This window comes from Pseudomonas sp. MDT1-85 (genome assembly GCF_054898065.1).
Map to the genome: position 1 here is coordinate 3,769,658 of NZ_CM142715.1, position 15,976 is coordinate 3,785,633.

Here is a 15,976-nt window from a genome sequence, read left to right on the forward strand (position 1 = left end):
TGCAGGCTGTCGGGCCTCTCAGCGAGGACTTTGCGGCTTGTAACCCAGGCGCAAACCACCCCAATGCCGACCCTTGAGCATGATCGGCACCGACAGGTCGTGCATCAGTTCACCGGTGTCGCGGGTGTAAGTCTGCAACAGCACGGCCTGTTGATGGCTGCCACAGCGGAGCCCGGTACGGTCGGCGAATTTGCGTTTGGTGCGGTTTTGCAGGGTATCGACCTGTACATCACCGGTCAGCGGCTTGCTGAACACGGTGTTATGGGTCGGCACATAACCCTGCTGCGTGCAGGCGATGGCGAACACCAGGCCTTCATGGCGCGGCAGCAACGGTTCCTGGATCGTCGGCAATACCTGATCGGTGTAGCGGTCGAAGCGGGTCTGGTATTTGGCCGGGCTGGTGTTGGGGATCGCCTGATAATTGCGATCGAACAGATCATCGAGGCTGATCCGGCCCTGATCGATATCCGCTTCGAAGCGCGCCGCAATCTGACTCGCCCCTTCACGGGCCAGGTCGTAAATCCGCTGGTGATAGTCATCCAGCCCGACTTCGGCCAGGCGTTCGCTGATGGTTTCGGCCTGCCCTTCCATTTGCACCGCTGCCTGGGCGAGCCGCTGGGTCTGCTGGTCGCTGATCGCCAGATCGCTGCGCATCTGTTCGATGGCGTGGAACAGACTGTCGAGTTGTTCGCGGTTGGTATCTGCGCCCTGAGCGATTTCCCCGACCTGCCTTTCGACGCCGGCGGCCAGGCGCGCGATGTTTTCCAGGTGCTGTCCGGTGTGCTCGACTTGCGCGACGCCGGTATTGAGATCGCTGGCCAGTTGACGAATCTGCTCCACCACTTGCGCGGTGCGTTGCTGAATGTCGGCGACCATCTCCCCGACTTCACCAGTCGCCGTCGCCGTGCGCGCGGCCAGCCCCCGAACCTCATCGGCTACCACCGCAAAGCCGCGACCGTGCTCGCCGGCCCGCGCCGCCTCGATGGCCGCGTTCAGCGCCAACAAATTGGTCTGGCTGGCGATGGACTGGATTACCAGCGTGACCCGCTGGATATCGTCGCTGCGCAGGCTCAGGGCTTCGATCAGCTCGCGGCTGCTGCTGGCGCGCTGACTGAGTTGATGCATGCGCGCGATGGACTCGACCAGTTCCGTGCGCCCTGCCGCGCTGCTCTGATGAGCTTCACTGGCCGCGTTCAAGGCTTCCCGACTGAGTTTCGATGTAGCGTGTTCGGTGGCGATCATTACTTCGGCGCTGCTGACAATCTGCGCCGCGGCGTTGAGCTGCGATTGCAGTTTGTCCGCCAGTTGCTTGACCGAATAGGCCACGCCGGCGGCCGACAACGCGTTATGACTGGTGGTGTAGGAAAGATCGCGAGTCAACCCGGCGATGGTGCTGGAACTGTCCGCGGGGGTTGGGTCAGGGAGAGTGCGCGAGCGCAGGCGCGGCAACCAGATAATCAGCACGGCCAATGGCAGGCCAAGGTAAAGCGACCAGCCAGCCAATGCCATGGCGCACAGCAATAGCATCAGGGCAATGCTTTGCAGGGTCGGCGTCAGCCAAAGGTTTTTCGGCAAAAGTACTGGTGCAGGCATTGCCTCAACCAGAGATCCGTCTCTCGTCATCTTCGTCACCCCACGCGTCTTCTAATTGTTGTGATCGCATTAAACGCCACTACAAAGCCATTATCTATGGTCCATTAGTAGTGGGGGGTTGAAGCAGATCAATAGAAGTGCGCGGGTTTTTTCGCAGACGTCGAAACGCAAAGATCGCAGCCTTCGGCAGCTCCTACAGAGGTTCGCATAAACCTGTAGGAGCTGCCGAAGGCTGCGATCTTTTCAGAGGCAACCCGTTATTAACGGGTTACCCCACAGAATCAGGCCTGACGCTGGTGCTTGTCGATCTGTTCGTGACGCTCTTGAGCTTCGATGCAGTACTTGGTGGTCGGGCTGATCAGCAGGCGTTTCAGGCCGATGGCCTCGCCGCTGTCATCGCACCAGCCGAAGCTGTCTTCCTTGATGCGTTCCAGTGCCTGTTCCAACTGAGGCAGCATGCGCTGGTCGCGATCGATCGCGTTCACCAGCCAGGTGCGCTCTTCTTCGACGGAAGCCGCGTCAGCCGGATCGGCCGGGGTGTCCAGGCTCTCGATGGCGATGCGATTCTGCTCGATGCGCTCATGGGTTTCGACTTTCATGTTCTGCAACAGCTCGGAGAAAAAAGCATGTTGCTCGGCATTCATGTAGTCATCCGCCGGCATGGCCAGCAACTTGTCCTTTGTCATTGATATCTCTATAAAAAAACGTGCATTAAGGCGAATTAGGGAGCGATCCGTTGAACCTGAAGCGGTCATTGGAAAGGCGCCGTTTATTCCAAGCGCCACCCGGCACTCAATTTACGAGGGGCGGCAGTCTAAGGCCGACTTGAGGCCTCAGCAACTGAAAAGACAGCAAATCTGTCCGACAAAGCCCTGAAAGTGCGCTACGGCAGGCTTTTAGCCGCTTATCGGAGTGCGTTTATAGCAAGAAATTCAGTCGAGCGGCTGTATATAGAAGACAAACGGCTGCGCCACGCGGTTTAGGCGTGGCGCATTTTTGCGTTTAATCCGGCTTCAGCGCTTGAGTTTGCGCTTGTTGCGGTACTGGTCGATGACCACCGCCACCACAATAATCAGCCCCTTGATGATGTCTTGAATATAAGCATCAACGCCGACAAAGGTAAAGCCGCTGGCCATGACCCCGAGAATCAACGCGCCGATCACAGTGCCGGTGATCCGCCCGACGCCACCGGCCAGGCTGGTGCCACCGATGACCGCCGCGGCAATCGCGTCCAGTTCATAAGACATGCCCATCCCGGCCTGCCCGGTCGCGGCCCGCGCCGACGCTACCACCCCGGCCAGGCCCGCAAGCAACCCGGCGATGCTGTAGACGATCACCAGATGCCGCTTGACGTTGATCCCGGAGGTGCGCGCCGCCTGCATGTTGCCGCCGATGGCGTAGGTGTACTTGCCGTACTTGGTGTAGCGCAGGGCGATGTGAAAGATCACCGCCACCACCAGAAAAATGATCACCGGCATCGCGCCGTGTCCGATGGCCGTGTAGGAATCCGAGAGCATGCTCACCGGCTGACCTTCGGTGTAGTAGCGCGCCAGGCCGCGGGCCGAGACCATCATGCCGAGGGTCGCAATGAACGGTGGAATGCCGGTGATCGCAATGATGCTGCCGTTGATCGCCCCCGCCAGCAATCCCACCCCAAGCCCGACGATCACTGGAATCCACACCGGCAAGTCAGTCAGGGACGGAAACACCGCCCGGGCAAAGTCTGAGGTCTGGGCCAGGCTGGCGGCAATCATCGCCGACAACGCCAGCACCGAACCGGAGGACAGGTCGATACCGGTGGTGATGATGACCTGGGTCACGCCGATAGCCAGCAGGCCGATGATCGACACTTGCAGGATCATCAGCACCAGACGCTGGGAGTTCATCAGGAAGCTCTGGTCCCGCACGATCCAGCCGAACATTTCGAAGACCAGGCCGATGCCGATCAGCACCAGGAAAATGCTCAACTCGGTCGGAAAGCGCCGGCGACTCTTGACCGGTGCCACTGCAGGCTTGTTTTCCAGTATCGCGTTCATAACCACTCACCCTTCAAATGAAATCCATGTGGCAAGCCACGGGACTGTGTTCACCCTTGATTCAATGACACTGGGACATGCCCGAGGCCAGTTGCATCACCCGTTCCTGGGTCGCTTCGCTGCGGTCGAGGGTGCCCATCAGGTCGCCCTCGTGCATGACCATGACTCGGTCGCTCATGCCCAGCACTTCCGGCAGTTCCGAGGAAATCATGATCACCGCCATGCCTTCGCTGGCGAGGTAGGAAATAAGCCGGTAGATCTCGGCCTTGGCGCCCACATCGATGCCCCGGGTCGGCTCGTCGAGAATCAGGATGCGTGGATTGGTCATCAGCCAGCGCGCCAGCAAGGCCTTCTGCTGATTGCCGCCGGACAGCGTGTCGATGCATTGCTCCAGTGACGGCGTTTTCACTCGCAGCTTCTTGCACATGTCTTCACACAACGCCCGCAGGGCTTTCTGCTGGATGAAGCCGTTGCCGACGTAATGGGGCAAAACTGCCATTTCCATGTTCTCCAGCACCGACAGGCACGGGAACAGACCACTGAGCTTGCGATCTTCGGTCAACAGCGCGAAGCCCTTCTCGATCGCCATGTGCGGATCGCTGATGCGCACCACTTCGCCGTCGAGGCGGATTTCGCCACCGTCGCTTGGGGTGATGCCGAAGATCGCTTCGGCGACGTTGGTCCGTCCCGAGCCCATCAACCCGGCGATACCAAGGATTTCACCGGCATGCAGGTCGAAGGAGACGCCTTTGAAAATGCCGTCCAGCTTGAGGTCGCGTACCGACAGCAACAGATCGCCGATCGGCTTCTCGCGCACCGGGAACAATTGGCTCAGCTCACGACCGACCATCATCGAAATCAGGCTGTCGCCGTCCATGCTGTCGGCCCGTTGCAGGCCGATGTAGGCGCCGTCACGGAACACCGCCACTTCATCGGCGATGCTGAACACTTCATTCATTTTGTGAGTGATGTAGATGATGCCTTTGCCCTGGCTCTTGAGGTCGGCAATGATCGAGAACAGATGCGCGACTTCTTTATCGGTAATAGCCGAGGTCGGCTCGTCCATGATCAGGACGTCGGAGTCATAGGACACAGCCTTGGCGATCTCGACCATCTGCCGTTCGGCGATGCTCAGGTTGCCCACCTGCTCTTCCGGGTCGAGATTGATCCGCAAACGCTCCAGCAGTTTGGCGGTGCAACGGTGCATTTCGCGATGGTCGATCATGTGCAGACCGTTGAGCTGCTCGCGGCCGATCCAGATGTTCTCGGCGATGCTCATGTGCGGCATAAGGTTGAGTTCCTGGTGGATCATTGCGATCCCGGCCTGGAGCGCAGCCAGTGGTGTTTCGAAGACCACCGGTTTGCCCCGCAAGCGCAACTCGCCGGCGTCCGGCTGGTAGATGCCGGCAATGATTTTCATCAGGGTGGATTTGCCGGCGCCGTTCTCGCCCATCAGCGCCAGCACGGAACCGGGACGCACCCGCAGTTGTACGTCGGACAAGGCCACCACACCGGGAAACCCCTTGCTGACGTTGATGATCTCCAGCAGGTACGGCTCATCGACAGGTGTTGCAGTTGGCTGGACACCCATTAACGGGGTGCTCGAAGCAGTCGCTGAAGCGAACATGATCAGGTACTCCATCAGCAAGGTCGCGCGGCAACCTTGCGTGCTTATTGTTGTTATCGAACGGATGGGCTATTTGAACGTGTCGACGTTTTGCAGCGTGATCAGGCGATATGGCACCCACACGGCCGGCTCGACTGGCTCGTTTTTGGCCATTTTCACCGCCGTGTCGATCGAACCGTCCGCCTGACCCTTGGCATCCTGGAACACCGAGACCAGCAGAGAGCCCTTCTTCACCGCGTTCAAACCGTCGGGCGTACCGTCGACACCGGCGATCAGCACACTGCCTTTGGCGACGCCGGCCTGTTGCAGGGCCATTGCCGCGCCAATCGCCATCTCGTCGTTGTTAGAGACCACCGCGTCGAATTTGCGGCCCTGGGTCAGCCAGTCGTTGACCAGGGTCATGCCCTTGTCCCGCGACCAGATGCCGGTCTGCTCTTGCTCGATCTTGATGTTCGGGTACTTGGCCAGCACGTCCTTAACGCCCTTGGTGCGGTTGGTGGTGGAGTTGTTGGCCAAGTCACCGAGCAGAATCACGATGTCGCCCTTGCCGCCCATTTTGTCGGCCAAGTACTGCATCTGCATCTGGCCGGCCTCCAGATCGTTGGAGGCGACAGTGACCACGCCTTTGGGCAGGTTCATGTCATCGGGACGACGATTGACGTACACCAGCGGAATACCGGCCTTGACCGCCGCTTCGGTGATTTTCCTGGTGGCGGCGGTATCCACCGGGTTGACCACAATGGCGTCGACATTCTGGCTGATGAAGCTTTCAACCTGGCTCAACTGCCTGACCACGTCGCTGCGCGCATCTTCGAACTGCAGCTTGACGCCATCGGGATAGGACTTGGCTTTTGTGTCCATGGATTCGCGCAGGTAGGTCAGCCAGGTGTCATCGAACTGCGACATGCTGACGCCGATCTTCATGTCAGCGAGTGCGGCGCCGCTGGCGAACATCAGGGACAAGGCCAGCGAGGCGAAACGGATCTTGGTCTTCATGAAAGGTCTTTCTCCACATTCTTGTTGGTTTTATGGATAAGGCGTGACGATTTCAGTAAGTGAGCAAGCGGGAAAAGGATTGAAACGAGGCGCGTGGCAGGTCGCTTTGAAACGACTTTATTGGAATTTAATTTCCATATCAACTAATTTTAGAATTTTATTCTGATTTTATTCCATGACTCTCAAACGGGCTCAGTGCCACCACTTGATGCCGCTCGAAGCTTAGCCGCGCAGCGTCTAGCACGCGGGTGGTCGCCAGTGCATCACGGGCGTCGACCGGCAGTGGGCCACCGCTCTGTAACGCGGTTTGTAGCTGCAAATAGAACTGGTTCCAGCAGCCACGCTCGGACGGCACCCGCTCACGCACCTCGCCCTGCTCGAACCAGCCCCAGCGCCGGTGCTCTTCGACGCCCCAACGCTCGCCTTCGGATTTCGGCGTGAGCCCGGCGAGGGTCGCCGCCTCTTGCCCGTCCAGGCCATCGACGCTGTAGCAGCCCTGGGTGCCGGTCACGCGAAAGCGCGGGCCGGGAGTGTTTTGCAGGCAACTGCCGCCCAGGTGCGAGATCACGCCATTGGCATGGGTCAGGGACATAAAGAAGCCATTGTCGAAGACCTGGCCTTTTTCGAGGTAATCCAGTTCGGCGTAAACCCGGGTGACGGGGCCGAACAAGAGGAGCGCCTGATCCACCAGATGGCTGCCCAGATCGCGCAGGAAACCGCCGCCGCTGCCGTTGTTCACCGACTGCGGCGAATAGCGCTCGATCCGCGATTCAAAACGGGTGACCTGACCCAGCGCCCCGGACTCGATGAGTTTGCGCACGGTGAGAAAATCCGAATCCCAGCGCCGGTTCTGGTAGACGCTCAGTTGCACGCCCTGGCGCTCGGCCATGGTGATCAGGGTTTGCGCCTGCTGCGCATCAGCGGCGAACGGTTTGTCGCTGACCACTGCCACATCGTGTTCGATGGCGTCGAGCACCAGCGCCGGGCGACCTTTGAGCGGTGTGGAGATCACCAACACATCGACCCCGGCTTCGACCAATTGGCCGATACTGTCGAACGCCTGCACACCGGGATGTTCCGCCGCCAGCAGTTGTCGGCGCTCGGCAGAACGGGTGACCACGCCCACGAAGGTCGCCGCTGGCAAACTGCTGATCAGCGGAGCATGGAAAAACCGGCCGCCATGGCCGTAACCGACAAGTCCGATACGCATGATTAATTCCTGTATTCACACGGTCCGTAGGAGCGAGACTTGCCCGCGAAGGCGTCAGCACATTCAACATTGATGCCGGCTGAACTTCAGCCTTCGCGGGCAAGCCTCGCTCCTACAGGGGGTGGAGTTATTGGCAGAGTTCGCGGGTCACGCGTTCGAGCATCATCCGGTTGGACTCGTCCGGCCGATCCTCCCAGGCGAATACCGAGACTGTTGCGATGCCATCGAACTTGATCTCGCGCAACGTGCTGAAAAACGCTTCCCAGTCGACCTCGCCCTGGCCGATGTCCAGATGCTGGTGCACGGTGGCGGTGACGCCCGGCGGATTGACGATGTAGCGCAAGCCCGAGGAAGCCTTGTGGTTGTAGGTGTCGGCGATGATCAGGTGGCTCAGCTTTGAGCCGGCGTACTTGAGCATCGAGGCGATATCACCGACACCGTCGTCATAGAAAAACGTGTGCGGCGCAGCATAGAGGTAGTTGATCCAGTCGCGATCCAGCCCACGAATGATGTCGACCGACTCGTTATTGCGCTCGCAGAAATCATAAGGATGCGCCTGGATATCGAGCTTGATGCCTTCGCGTTCAAACTCGGGGATCAGCTCGTCCATGGAGCGCATGAACTGGTTTTCGCACACCAGCGGGTTGTCCGACTGGCCGGTGAACTCGGTGTTGACCAGTTCGCAGTCCATCTCCACGGCAATCTGGATCGCGCGCTTCCAGTTACGCACGGCGGCCACGCGCAAACCTTCATCGGCGGCAGCCCAGTGGTACATCGGTAATAAGGAAGAGAGTTTGACCCCGGTGTCGCTCAGGGCTTTGCGAAACTCCTTGATCCGCGCCTTGTCGACCCGTGGGGCTTTATAGAACGGCAGGAAATCTTCCCGGGGCGACAGCTCGATGTGTTCGTAACCGAGCTCGGCAACCTTGTCGACCATCTTGCCCAGGGACAGGTTGCGGTACATGTAGGGGTCTAGTGCGATGCGCATTAGTGTTGTTCTCCTTAGCCAGAAATCGACACCATCCCCTGTAGGAGCGAGGCTTGCCCGCGAAGGCGTCGGCACATTCAACATTGATGTCGGCTGAACGTCCGTCTTCGCGGGCAAGCCTCGCTCCTACAAGGGTCAGTGGTTAGCCGTAGAAGCGGGGGCGATCTGGCAGGCCGACTTTGACGATCTGCCCGCTGTTCTGCGCCTCGATGCACGCATCCGCCGCCACCGCTGCCGCAAAACCATCCCACGCCGACGGCCCGCCGACCTGCCCGGCCCGTACGCCATCGATAAACGCCTGCAATTCGACGTCATACGCCGCAATGAACCGATCCTTCCAGTCCATCAGAATCGCATTGGACAGCTTCGCCCCGCTGCGCAATTGAACTTGCGACGGTTCCGGCAGTTTGGCGATGCCGGTCTCCCCCACCACTTCGCACTGGATGTCGTAGCCGTACTGGCAGTTGACGAACACTTCCACATCGATGCGCGTGCCCTTGGCGGTTTCCAGCAGCACGATCTGCGGGTCTTTCAAATGGGCGTGGGCCTTGCTGGTCTTGCGCGGGAACACCACTTGCACCGACACATAATCGTCGTCGAGCAACCAGCGCAACACGTCCAGTTCATGGATCAGTGTGTCGGTAATAGCCATGTCGGTCTTGTAGTTTTCACCCACGGTCGGGTTGCGGTGGGCGCAGTGCAGCATCAGCGGTTCGCCGATCTGGCCGCTGTCGATCACTGCTTTCAACGCCCGATATCCTTCATCGTACGGACGCATGAAACCGACCTGCACCAGCCGCTTGCCGTGGGCCACTTCGGCCTCGACGATCTTGCGGCAACCTTCGGCGGTGACCGCCAGCGGCTTCTCGCAGAACACCGGTTTGCCGGCGGCAATCGCCGCCAGCACGAACTCTTCGTGGCTCGGGCCCCAGGAGGTCACGAGGATCGCTTCGACTTCCGGCGCCTTGATCAGCGCATGACCGTCGGGATAAACCTCGGCAGTCAATTTCAAATCGGAAACGACCTTGGCCGCTTGCTGCAAATTGATGTCGGTTACCGCGACGACCTGGCTGTTGAGCAAGGTCTGGCTGCAACGACGGATATGGTCCTGGCCGATGGCCCCGGTGCCGATGACGCCGATCCGCAACGAATTGGAAAGCAAAGACATATAAACACTCCTGTGGGTTCGTTCAGGGCAATCAGTATTGACGGGCCTGGGCCAGTCGTTCATTGAGGGTCTTGGCCACCGCATCGGTGCGGGCGCTGGTGGAGACTTGCGCCACGCCGACCCGCCACCACGACAGGTATTTGTGAATCATGGTTTTGGGCAGGACCTTGATGTCGATCAGCGTCGACACCGTCTGCAACCGCGCATCCGCCAATGCAGCTTGCAACTCTTCAACGGTGTTCACTTTGTAAGTCTTGCAGCCGTAAGCCGCCGCGCTCATGGCAAAATCCACCGGCACGAAACCGCCATCGAGCTTGCCGGTTTGCGGATTACGGAAACGGAACTCGGTGCCGAAGCTGTCCATGCCGTGTTCCATTTGCAGGTTGTTGATGCAGCCGAAGGTCATGTTGTCCAGCAGCACAACGTTGATCTTGCGTCGCTCCTGGATCGAGGTCGCCAGTTCCGAGTGCAGCATCATGTAGGAGCCGTCGCCCACCAGCGCGTAGACCTCACGTTCAGGCTCGGCGAGCTTCACGCCCAGTGCGGCGTTCACCTCGTAACCCATGCAGGAATAACCGTACTCGACGTGGTAAGTGTTCACGCCCTTGCTGCGCCAGCTGCGCTGCAAGTCGCCGGGCAAACTGCCGGCGGCGGCGACGATCACGGCGTCATCGGCCAGGGTTTCATTGAGCACGCCAAGCACACGGCTTTGGGTCAGGCAGGAACCGGTCAGCTCGATGAATTCGCGCAGCACCGCCGGGTCCATGTGGTCGTTGATTTGGGGGACGAAATCTTTCGCCTGGTATTCGACCTGATAAATGCGATCCACTTCCTCATCCAGTTGCGCCTTGGCCTGGCTGGTTTGATCGCCCCAGCTGGAGCGATAGTCGCCCAACACATCGGCCAAGGCGTTCAAACCGGTTTTGGCGTCTGCCAGCAGCTGCACGCCGTCGAGTTTCAGGGCATCGCAAGGGCTGATATTGAGGTTGAGAAATTGCACATCCGGGTGTTTGAACAAGGATTTCGAGGCGGTGGTGAAATCGCTGTAGCGAGTGCCGACACCGATGATCAGATCAGCATCCTTGGCCAACAAGTTCGCCGCCAGGCAACCGGTTTCGCCGATCCCGCCAACGTTCAGCGGATGGCTGGACACCACCGCGCTTTTGCCGGCCTGGGTTTCGGCGAAGGGAATGTCGAAGCGCTCGGCGAATGCCTGCAACGCTGCATTGGCGCCGGAGTATTTGACCCCACCGCCGCAAATAATCAGTGGTTTGCGCTTGCCTTTGAACAGGGCCAACGCATCGCCAAGCATCGCTTCGGTGGCCGGACGGCGCTCGATGCGGTGCACGCGTTTTTGCAGGAAGTAATCGGGATAGTCGTAAGCCTCGGCCTGGACGTCTTGCGGCAAGGCCAGGGTCACCGCGCCGGTTTCAGCGGGGTCGGTGAGCACGCGCATGGCGTGGATCGCCGCGGTCATCAGTTGCTCGGGACGGTTGATGCGATCCCAGTATTTGCTCACGGCTTTGAAGGCATCGTTGGTGCTGATGCTCAGGTCGTGGAACTGCTCGATCTGTTGCAGCACCGGGTCCGGTTGGCGGCACGCGTAGACGTCGCCGGGCAACAGCAGCAAGGGAATACGGTTGGCGGTGGCCGTCGCGGCAGCGGTCAGCATGTTCGCCGCCCCCGGGCCCACCGATGAAGAGCAGGCGTAGATCTTGCGCCGCAAGTGTTGCTTGGCGAAACCGATGGCGGCATGGGCCATGCCTTGCTCGTTGCGGCCCTGATGGACAATCAGGTCGCCGCTGTCCTGTTCCAGGGCTTGCCCCAGACCCAGCACATTGCCGTGGCCGAAAATGGTAAAGATCCCGGCGACGAATTTGCTCTGAACCCCATCGACCTCGATGTACTGGTTATCGAGGAATTTCACCAGGGCCTGGGCCATGGTCAGTCTTGTTGTGGTCATGCTTGCACCTTTTTGTGAATGCAAATCCGATCAATGTGGGAGCGGCGGTGCGGCGATCCGACTTGCTCGCGAAGACGGCGGCACATTCAACATTGAAGCCCGCCTGACACACCGCTTTCGCGAGCAAGCCCGCTCCCACAGTTGATCTCCATCAGCCCGAAAGTGTTGTCAGGCCAGGGATTTCTGCAGGTGATCCATGCTCGCGCCAATCGCCGTCTGGATATCCGCCAGGCCATGAACGCTGTCGGCGAACGGTTCGAACGACAGGTAGCCGCTGTAGCCGGTAGCGAGCAAGGTTTCGATCTGCGCCGCGTTGCCGAGGATGTCGCCCTCGCCCACCAGCACCCGATGGCCGTCGCGGATGGTTGCCAGTGGTGCCTCGGCATCTTCGACGCCGGAGATGTGCACCAGCCCGGTCAGCTCGGGGAAGAATTCATGTTCGCTGGCCAGGTGATGATGAAAGGTGTCATGTACCAGATGGAACACATCCAGCCCACCGATGGCTTTGATTGCATCGACCGCGGTGCGTTTACGCCGCAGCGAGCATTCTTCGAAACCCAGCGGCTCGATGAAACCGAGGATGCCGTGATCACGCAGAATCGGCGCCAGTTCATTCAACGCCGTGCGCAGCCCGGAAGCACGCTGCGCTTCGGTTCGTGGATCGGCGCGGTCGTTCAACGGGCACATCACCAAACCCTGCGCGCCGCAATCACGGGCATAAGCAGCAAGCTTCATCGCGTGTGCGTGGCGCTCGTCATTCCAGACATCGAACGGATACAGCGCGTTGATCGACAGCACGGTGATGCCTTTGGCCGCGCACAACTCACGCACGTGTTCGGGCGCGGTGCCGTCCTCGATCTCGACACCCTTGAGGTCGTTGCGGATCTCGATGGCGTCGGCCTTGAGGGTCACCGCCAACTCAATGAACGCGGGCAGGGACAAACGTGGGGCGACCATACGGTTCAGGGCGAAACGCAGGGGTTTGCTCATTTTTTGTTGTTCTCCGCACACGTGAATTATTTGGCTGTCGGCATGCTGAATTCAGGGCCCTTGGCGATGCTGTCGGGCCAGCGCTGCATCACGCTTTTGTAGCGGCTGTAGAAGCGGATGCCTTCTTCGCCGTACGCGTGGTGATCACCGAACAACGAGCGCTTCCAGCCGCCAAACGAGTGCCAGGCCATCGGTACCGGAATCGGTACGTTGATGCCGACCATGCCGACCTTGATGTTGCGGGCAAACGAGCGGGCGATGCCGCCGTCGCTGGTGAAACAGGACACGCCGTTGCCGAATTCATGGGCGTTGATCAGTGCCACGGCGCTGGCGAAATCCGCCACGCGAACGATGCCCAGCACCGGCCCGAAAATCTCTTGCTGGTAGATGCTCATCTCGGTCGTGACGTTGTCGAACAGCGTCGCGCCAACGAAGAAGCCGTTCTCGGCCCCCGGCACCTTGAAGTTGCGCCCGTCGACAATCAGCTGCGCGCCCTGGGCCACGCCTTCGCCGATAAAGCCTTCGACCTTGGCCTTGTGCTCGGCGGTCACCAGCGGCCCCATGTCGCTGTCGCCCTGCATGCCGTTGCCGACTTTCAGTTGATCGATGCGCGGCAGCAGCTTGGCAATCAGTTGGTCGCCGACATCACCGACGGCCACGGCAATCGAAATCGCCATGCAGCGTTCGCCGGCCGAGCCGTATGCCGCCCCGATCAGCGCATCGGCCGCTTGGTCCAGATCCGCGTCGGGCATGACGATCATGTGGTTCTTCGCTCCGCCCAGCGCCTGTACGCGTTTGCCGCGCGAGGTCGCTTGCTGGTGGATGTACTCGGCAATCGGCGTCGAACCGACAAAGGAAATCGCCTCGATGTCCGGGTGTTGCAGCAAGGCGTCGACGGCAGTTTTGTCGCCCTGGACCACGTTGAACACACCGTCCGGCAACCCGGCTTCGGTCAATAATTTCGCCATCAGCAAACTGGCCGACGGGTCGCGCTCGGAGGGTTTGAGGATGAAACAGTTACCGGTGACCAGCGCGATCGGGATCATCCACAGCGGCACCATCACCGGGAAGTTGAACGGCGTTACGCCGGCACAAACGCCCAACGGCTGGCGCAGGTTCCAGTTGTCGATACCGCCACCGATGTTGTCGCTGAAATCGGTTTTCAGCAGGTTCGGCGCACCACAGGCGTACTCGACGATTTCGATGCCGCGTGTCACTTCGCCCTTGGCGTCCGAGAACACCTTGCCGTGTTCGCGGCTGATGATTTCCGCCAGTTCGTTGTGATGACGGTCGAGCAGCTCCTTGAACTTGAACATCACCCGCGAACGGCGCAGCGACGATTGCTCGGACCACGCCGGGAACGCCTTCAGGGCTGAGGCGACGGCATCGTCCACGGTCTTCTGGCTGGCCAGTCCGACTCGCGCCTGAACGCTGCCGGTGGCCGGATTAAAGACATTGCTGAACCGCTCGCTGCCGCTGTCTTGCACCTGACCGTCGATGTAATGACCTATTACCGGGGCGTCACTCATTGTTCTTGTTCTCCGTTCGAATGTGGGAATTCAGGCTTTTAGTTCAGAGATCAAGCAGCCAACTGTGCTGCGGATCGTTATGGAACTGCCAGACACGTTTCGGGCCGGCCATCACGTTCAGGTAATACGACTCGTAGCCGTAGGGCACGCTGACCGGGTGATAGCCCTTGGGCACGACCACCAGGTCGCTGTTTTCCACGGCCATGGCCTGGTCGATGCTGCGATCGTCGGTGTAGACCCGCTGGAATACAAAACCCTGGGGCGGGTTGATCTGGTGGTAATAGGTTTCTTCGAGAAAGCTCTGGTGCGGCAGATCGTCGGTGTCGTGCTTGTGCGGCGGGTAGCTCGATGAGTGCCCGGACGGTGTGCGCACTTCCACCACCAGCAGCGAATGGGCTAGCTCGGTGTCTGGCAGGATGTCGCAGACGTAGCGGGTGTTGGCGCCCTTGCCGCGCACGCTGCGTTTCATGCTGTCGGGCTTGATCAGCCGTGGGCTGTAGGAGCTGCCGAAGGCTGCGATCTTTTCGCTTTTAGCTTCAGTAGTGGCGCCGGGCGCGGCGCAGACGGCGATCTGCACGTCGCTGAGTGCGACCACTTGCGCCTGACTGCCCGGGGGCAAGTACGCCGCGAACGGCGATTTGTCTTCGAACACCGAATGGCGATCGCCAATGTTGTCCCAATCGAACGCGCCCTGCCCCGGCGCTTCGCCTTTGAGGCTGACACGACCGCTGAGCAGCACCAGACACAGCTCCTTGTCACCAGCGCTGACCGGCAGGGTTTCGCCGAGGCTCAGGCGGTAAGCGGCGAAGCCGACGTATTCCAGCTCACCCTGCGCCAACTCGACCATCGTCCGACCGCGTGCATTGCTTTTGACCAACAGGCTCATCGCGCGGTCCTCTCGTTGAGCAGTGCACGTAAGGTGTCGTAGCCTTTTTTGGCATAGGCGTAACTCGGTGCCACCGCCGGATCCTGCTCGGCCTCCACCACCAACCAGCCGTGGTAATCGGCGCCCAGCAGGACATCGAGCAAGGCGCCGAAATCAATGTCGCCATCGCCGGGCACGGTGAAGGTGCCGTTGATGATGCAGTCCGGGAAGCTCCACAGGTTGTTGCGCGCCAGTTGTACCACCGGTTTACGCACGTCCTTGAAATGTACATGGCAGATGCGTTCGATGTGTTTGCGCAGCACCTGCAACGGTTCACCGCCGCCCATGTAGCAGTGGCCCGAATCGAACAACAGGCCGACTTCACTGCCGGTCAGCGCCATCAGTTTGTCGATGTCGGCCGGGGATTCGACGTAGGCCCCCATGTGATGGTGATAGGCCAAACGCACGCCTTGGGACAGGGTGAAGCGCGCCAGTTCGGAGAGTTTGTCGGCGTATTCCTGCCAGGCTTGTTCGGTGTGAAAACGTGGGCGTTCTACCAACGGAACGCGCTGGCCTTGAATCGAGTCGGCGACTTCACCGTAGACCAGCACTTTGGCGCCGTTCTTCGCCAGCAGCTCGACATGGCTGGCGATGGCGTCGATTTCCTCGGCCACGGAACGCCGGGCCAGACGACTGGAATACCATCCGGAGACCAGCGCCAGATCGTAAGGCCGCAGCACGTCACCGACGCCTTTGGCATCCTTGGGGAATTTACCGTTGAGTTCGAAGCCTTCGTAGCCGATTTCCTTGCCTTCGCTGAGCGCAGTGCTCAACGGCGTCTCGCCACCGAGGGACGGCAAGTCGTCGTTGCTCCAGGAGATCGGGTTGATGCCAATTCGGATAGCGGGCATGGCTGCACCTTTTATTGTTTTCTAAATTACCGTTGAGTCTGAGGCCGCCTTCGCGGGCAAGCCTCGCTCCTACAGATCACCGCAGATTCCCGTAGGAGGC

13 protein-coding genes are annotated in these 15,976 nt (G+C 60.0%); all 13 read right to left on the reverse strand.

Annotated features, from left to right (window positions below):
- Nucleotides 1-18: 18 nt before the first annotated feature.
- The 13 genes from ACYZT2_RS17030 to iolE all read right to left on the reverse strand — a co-directional run bounded on the left by ACYZT2_RS17030 (nucleotide 19) and on the right by iolE (nucleotide 15,876).
- Entirely contained in the window at nucleotides 19-1,623 is a 1,605-nt protein-coding gene (locus tag ACYZT2_RS17030; RefSeq protein ID WP_461965801.1) for a methyl-accepting chemotaxis protein, read from the reverse strand.
- A gap of 251 nt (nucleotides 1,624-1,874) precedes the next feature.
- Complete coding sequence (locus tag ACYZT2_RS17035; protein WP_007907888.1) at nucleotides 1,875-2,279, reverse strand: TraR/DksA family transcriptional regulator; 405 nt, start codon at nucleotides 2,277-2,279, stop codon at nucleotides 1,875-1,877.
- Nucleotides 2,280-2,606: 327 nt separating this feature from the next.
- Nucleotides 2,607-3,629, reverse strand: a complete 1,023-nt coding sequence (locus ACYZT2_RS17040) for an ABC transporter permease (protein WP_008012126.1) — start codon at nucleotides 3,627-3,629, stop codon at nucleotides 2,607-2,609.
- Nucleotides 3,630-3,690: 61 nt separating this feature from the next.
- Nucleotides 3,691-5,256 carry a sugar ABC transporter ATP-binding protein gene (locus tag ACYZT2_RS17045; RefSeq protein ID WP_461965803.1) on the reverse strand — a complete coding sequence of 522 codons (1,566 nt, stop codon included), beginning with the start codon at nucleotides 5,254-5,256 and terminating at the stop codon, nucleotides 3,691-3,693.
- A 69-nt stretch (nucleotides 5,257-5,325) separates the two neighbouring features.
- Nucleotides 5,326-6,252 (reverse strand): sugar ABC transporter substrate-binding protein, encoded by a 927-nt coding sequence (locus ACYZT2_RS17050; protein WP_461965805.1) that lies wholly within the window; start codon nucleotides 6,250-6,252, stop codon nucleotides 5,326-5,328.
- Nucleotides 6,253-6,409: 157 nt separating this feature from the next.
- Nucleotides 6,410-7,462 carry a Gfo/Idh/MocA family protein gene (locus ACYZT2_RS17055; RefSeq protein ID WP_461965807.1) on the reverse strand — a complete coding sequence of 351 codons (1,053 nt, stop codon included), beginning with the start codon at nucleotides 7,460-7,462 and terminating at the stop codon, nucleotides 6,410-6,412.
- A 127-nt stretch (nucleotides 7,463-7,589) separates the two neighbouring features.
- The gene (locus ACYZT2_RS17060) at nucleotides 7,590-8,450 is read right to left on the reverse strand and encodes a sugar phosphate isomerase/epimerase family protein (RefSeq protein ID WP_063343275.1); all 861 of its coding nucleotides are present in this window, start codon (nucleotides 8,448-8,450) and stop codon (nucleotides 7,590-7,592) included.
- A gap of 142 nt (nucleotides 8,451-8,592) precedes the next feature.
- Nucleotides 8,593-9,618, reverse strand: coding sequence for a bifunctional inositol 2-dehydrogenase/D-chiro-inositol 1-dehydrogenase (iolG, locus tag ACYZT2_RS17065; protein ID WP_427623051.1), 1,026 nt, complete (start codon nucleotides 9,616-9,618; stop codon nucleotides 8,593-8,595).
- A 31-nt stretch (nucleotides 9,619-9,649) separates the two neighbouring features.
- A complete protein-coding gene (iolD, locus tag ACYZT2_RS17070) occupies nucleotides 9,650-11,581 on the reverse strand; it encodes a 3D-(3,5/4)-trihydroxycyclohexane-1,2-dione acylhydrolase (decyclizing) (RefSeq protein ID WP_461965810.1) in 1,932 nt (643 codons plus the stop codon).
- Between the two features lie 168 nt (nucleotides 11,582-11,749).
- A complete protein-coding gene (locus tag ACYZT2_RS17075; RefSeq protein WP_461965812.1) occupies nucleotides 11,750-12,571 on the reverse strand; it encodes a TIM barrel protein in 822 nt (273 codons plus the stop codon).
- Nucleotides 12,572-12,597: 26 nt separating this feature from the next.
- Nucleotides 12,598-14,100, reverse strand: a complete 1,503-nt coding sequence (locus tag ACYZT2_RS17080) for a CoA-acylating methylmalonate-semialdehyde dehydrogenase (protein WP_461965815.1) — start codon at nucleotides 14,098-14,100, stop codon at nucleotides 12,598-12,600.
- A 43-nt stretch (nucleotides 14,101-14,143) separates the two neighbouring features.
- Complete coding sequence (gene iolB / locus ACYZT2_RS17085; RefSeq protein WP_461965817.1) at nucleotides 14,144-14,986, reverse strand: 5-deoxy-glucuronate isomerase; 843 nt, start codon at nucleotides 14,984-14,986, stop codon at nucleotides 14,144-14,146.
- Nucleotides 14,983-15,876 carry a myo-inosose-2 dehydratase gene (iolE, locus tag ACYZT2_RS17090; protein WP_461965819.1) on the reverse strand — a complete coding sequence of 298 codons (894 nt, stop codon included), beginning with the start codon at nucleotides 15,874-15,876 and terminating at the stop codon, nucleotides 14,983-14,985. The genes iolB and iolE overlap by 4 nt, the downstream gene beginning before the upstream one ends.
- Nucleotides 15,877-15,976: the final 100 nt, after the last annotated feature.

Coding starts and splice junctions, on each gene's coding strand:
- iolD (WP_461965810.1), bottom strand. CDS start 11,581: ATGACCACAACAAGACTGACCATGGCCCAGGCCCTGGTGAAATTCCTC.
- iolG (WP_427623051.1), bottom strand. CDS start 9,618: ATGTCTTTGCTTTCCAATTCGTTGCGGATCGGCGTCATCGGCACCGGG.
- ACYZT2_RS17055 (WP_461965807.1), bottom strand. CDS start 7,462: ATGCGTATCGGACTTGTCGGTTACGGCCATGGCGGCCGGTTTTTCCAT.
- ACYZT2_RS17050 (WP_461965805.1), bottom strand. CDS start 6,252: ATGAAGACCAAGATCCGTTTCGCCTCGCTGGCCTTGTCCCTGATGTTC.
- iolE (WP_461965819.1), bottom strand. CDS start 15,876: ATGCCCGCTATCCGAATTGGCATCAACCCGATCTCCTGGAGCAACGAC.
- ACYZT2_RS17035 (WP_007907888.1), bottom strand. CDS start 2,279: ATGACAAAGGACAAGTTGCTGGCCATGCCGGCGGATGACTACATGAAT.
- iolB (WP_461965817.1), bottom strand. CDS start 14,986: ATGAGCCTGTTGGTCAAAAGCAATGCACGCGGTCGGACGATGGTCGAG.
- ACYZT2_RS17030 (WP_461965801.1), bottom strand. CDS start 1,623: ATGACGAGAGACGGATCTCTGGTTGAGGCAATGCCTGCACCAGTACTT.
- ACYZT2_RS17045 (WP_461965803.1), bottom strand. CDS start 5,256: ATGTTCGCTTCAGCGACTGCTTCGAGCACCCCGTTAATGGGTGTCCAG.
- ACYZT2_RS17075 (WP_461965812.1), bottom strand. CDS start 12,571: ATGAGCAAACCCCTGCGTTTCGCCCTGAACCGTATGGTCGCCCCACGT.
- ACYZT2_RS17060 (WP_063343275.1), bottom strand. CDS start 8,450: ATGCGCATCGCACTAGACCCCTACATGTACCGCAACCTGTCCCTGGGC.
- ACYZT2_RS17040 (WP_008012126.1), bottom strand. CDS start 3,629: ATGAACGCGATACTGGAAAACAAGCCTGCAGTGGCACCGGTCAAGAGT.
- ACYZT2_RS17080 (WP_461965815.1), bottom strand. CDS start 14,100: ATGAGTGACGCCCCGGTAATAGGTCATTACATCGACGGTCAGGTGCAA.